Annotated in this window: 4 protein-coding genes; 1 reads left to right on the forward strand and 3 read right to left on the reverse strand. The window is 40.4% G+C overall.

Features of this window, described 5'->3' with window-relative positions; all coding sequences use genetic code 11:
- Positions 1 to 293 precede the first annotated feature (293 nt).
- On the forward strand, positions 294 to 1,505 hold the full coding sequence (locus tag AC29Z1_RS15635; protein WP_488272382.1) for an FprA family A-type flavoprotein: 1,212 nt from the start codon (positions 294 to 296) through the stop codon (positions 1,503 to 1,505).
- 189 nt (positions 1,506 to 1,694) lie between these two features.
- Here AC29Z1_RS15635 and AC29Z1_RS15640 read toward each other — a convergent pair whose 3' ends face one another.
- The 3 genes from AC29Z1_RS15640 to AC29Z1_RS15650 all read right to left on the reverse strand — a co-directional run.
- A complete protein-coding gene (locus tag AC29Z1_RS15640; protein WP_488272383.1) occupies positions 1,695 to 2,114 on the reverse strand; it encodes a hypothetical protein in 420 nt (139 codons plus the stop codon).
- Positions 2,115 to 2,291: 177 nt separating this feature from the next.
- Positions 2,292 to 2,750: a hypothetical protein gene (locus tag AC29Z1_RS15645; RefSeq protein WP_488272384.1), complete on the reverse strand. Its 459-nt coding sequence runs from the start codon at positions 2,748 to 2,750 to the stop codon at positions 2,292 to 2,294.
- A 95-nt stretch (positions 2,751 to 2,845) separates the two neighbouring features.
- Positions 2,846 to 3,128, reverse strand: a 283-nt coding sequence (locus tag AC29Z1_RS15650) for an alpha/beta fold hydrolase (RefSeq protein ID WP_488272385.1), incomplete at its 5' end; no start/stop codon positions are given.

The following is a 3,128-nucleotide window of genomic DNA, read 5'->3' on the forward strand; positions in this document are numbered from 1 at the left end:
TGTTGAGGCAGTTCCAGTTGTAGAACTGGTTACCCCAACATTTATTATAGAGCCCATAATTATTAAACCTCCTATGGCGAAGTAGGTGTCATAGGAGGTATCATTTTGCCTGGATGGAAGAGAGTTGTTTAGGTATATAAAAGATAATTATTATTGCTTGAAATAAATTATTAATAGTGGTATTATTATGGTAAATACGTAAGTAAGTAGCAGGAAAAAACAGGGTAAGAGGGAATATTTGTTTTTAAACTGCATTAATATTATTTAATAAATATATAGAGAGGGGTTATGTTATGCATTGCGTGCAAGAGATTACATCCAATATTTTCTGGGTAGGAGGTAATGACTGGCGCTTGGAACGGTTTGAGAATATGTTTCCGCTGCCTAATGGGGTATCTTATAATTCTTACGTTATTCTGGATGAAAAAACTGCGCTCCTGGATACGGTTGATTCTGCCATTAGTGTTCAATTTTGGGAAAATTTTACTCATGTATTGAATGGGCGTACATTAGATTATTTGATTGTTAACCACATGGAACCTGATCATTGTGCTCATATTGGAGAATTGCTGAATCGCTATCCTGATATGAAGATTGTTGGGAACAAATTGACTTTCCAATTTATTGAGCAGTTTTTTCATTTGAATAAACCGGAAAACTACGTGCAGATAAAGGAGGGGGATGAACTTTCATTAGGTGAACATACCCTCACTTTTATTTTTGCTCCGATGGTGCATTGGCCTGAAGCCATGCTCACCTATGAGAAGAAAGAAAAGATATTATTCTCTGCTGATGCGTTTGGCACATTTGGAGCCATATCCGGCAATTTGTTTAGTGATCAGACAGATTTTGAATCTGTATATTTGGATGATGCCAGACGCTATTACACTAATATTGTTGGCAAATTTGGGGATCAAGTCCAGTCGGTTTTGAACAAAGCCGCAAGTCTAGATATTCAAATTATATGTCCGCTGCATGGGCCGGTTTGGCGTAAATCATTGCCTTATATTCTCGATAAATATGATCGTTGGAGTAAGTATCAGCCGGAGAAACCAGGTGTAGTCTTGGCATATGCCTCCATGTACGGTAATACGGAGAATGTCATGAATCTGATTGCCAACAAATTGTCGGCAAAAGGGGTTGAGGATATTCGCATGTATGACGTATCGAAGACTCACCCATCCTATATCATTGCTGACGCCTGGAAATATAGCCATCTTGTTTTGGGAGCACCTACTTATAACATGGGGCTTTACTATGCCATGGATTCCCTGCTACATGAAATGACTGCACTACGTTTTCGTAACCGAAAGGTAGCTGTAGTTGCTAATCATACTTGGGCGAATATGGCTCTAAAAATCATGCTGGGTCATTTAGAAAAAATGAGTAATATGGAGATTGTTGGAGCGCCATTTGAAATTAAGTCAACGATGAAACCTCAGCAAGAACCGGAATTAGATAAGCTGATTGATGCCATTTATGCATCGTTACAGATGGGACAATAACTGATAATTATAACCATTCATGTATGTTATTGGGGCGAAGAAATAGACATTAGTCTAGTCAATTTGGGACTAATGTCTATTTTCGTTATTGCAGGTGGCAGAAGTTCATCTTTCTTTGGCGAATGGGAACAGAAATAAGAAACCGCCTTACGATGAAAAAGAAACATTCGGCGGTTTACTATAGAACTATTAATCTGCGTCGTCATCGTCTTCTTCGACTGCTTCACTCACCTTGGTTTTTATTCCTCCATGGCCGTAGGCGCCAGGCCGACCGAAACCGCCAGGACCGAAACCGCCAGGACCAAATCCACCAAAACCAAATCCATTAAGACCAAATCCGTTAGGGCCAAACCAACCAGGACCTAAACTACCGGGACCAAAGCCACCAGGACAAAAACCGCCAGGACCTAAGCCGCCAGGTCCATGATGTCTGCAACGTGGGCACATATGATGGAATTGGGGTTCAAACTCAAAACCGCAGACGGGACAAACCTTTACCACTATACGACAGCAAACCTCATAGACTTTGAATTTCTCATTGAATTTTCCTATGCACCTTGGTGGTTTACAGCCAAAAGGCATAGGCCTTTCTTCGGTGTAACGATCCATATATGCGACCTCCTGTTATGGTATTTTACTACATTATATGTCAACTTTTTTTTTATGTTACAATAGGGAATAAACTCTTCGGAAACGCTATCTTATCCTGTAAAAAAAGAAAGCAAATACGTGGGTTTACGCATTTGCCGCCTTTTGACATCAAGAAACAGTATGGTTAATTTGATTTTACTTTTCGAATTCGGTAGCGGTAAATGTAACTGGCCCAATAACCGTTGCAGCAGTGCCGGCGTTTGGCAGTTCAGCAGTAAGAAAATAGATAGGAGGTCTGGATGAACGCAAATCTAAGTGGCCGTCAACATGCGTAAAACTGGTAATTTTTCTACTGTCAATGTCTCTATCAACGCTATCAGCAGCACTAAAAATCAAAGTTCCTGTTGCCGGATTGCCACGCCAAATTTTAAATAAGACATTGACCCTCTCTGGTCCAGTACCATTAGTTAGCGCCCGCCAGCCAACAGTTGCGGTTAATAGTACTGCTTGGTCGCAATCAAAATTAGACCGCAGGGTAAGAGAGGCCAAAGTTGTTGGTATTGGCGATGTGGTAAGCGGTATAGCTATACTCCCGGTTGTATTGTTTCGTAATACGAAAAATCTAAAGTTGTTAATATCTATATCATGACCCATCTGAAACTACCTCCTTGTGATATTCTATTAACATAATATTAATTAGTAGTGCGAATGGTTACAGGTATATAAAGAGGAGGGAAACTGAGGTTATATTATTCCTCGATAAAGTGTATCAGTTCTTTATTGAATTTATCGCGTTCATCATAGAATAAGCCGTGACCGCTATATTTAAACGGGACAAGTTTGGCGTTTCTAATTCCTTGCTTTTGAGCGAGCGCTAACGGGAAAAAACAAATCTTGTCATGAATACCATGAAGAATCAAAGCAGGAACACGAATTTTCCTAAGATCAGTAAACAGTTCTTCCTTTATCCACGCAGCAGCCACGGCAGCGGTGGACCAACTTGCGGCCTGCAACCCTAGGTTGAAGAACCAC

It is taken from the genome of Sporomusa sp., assembly GCF_057736855.1.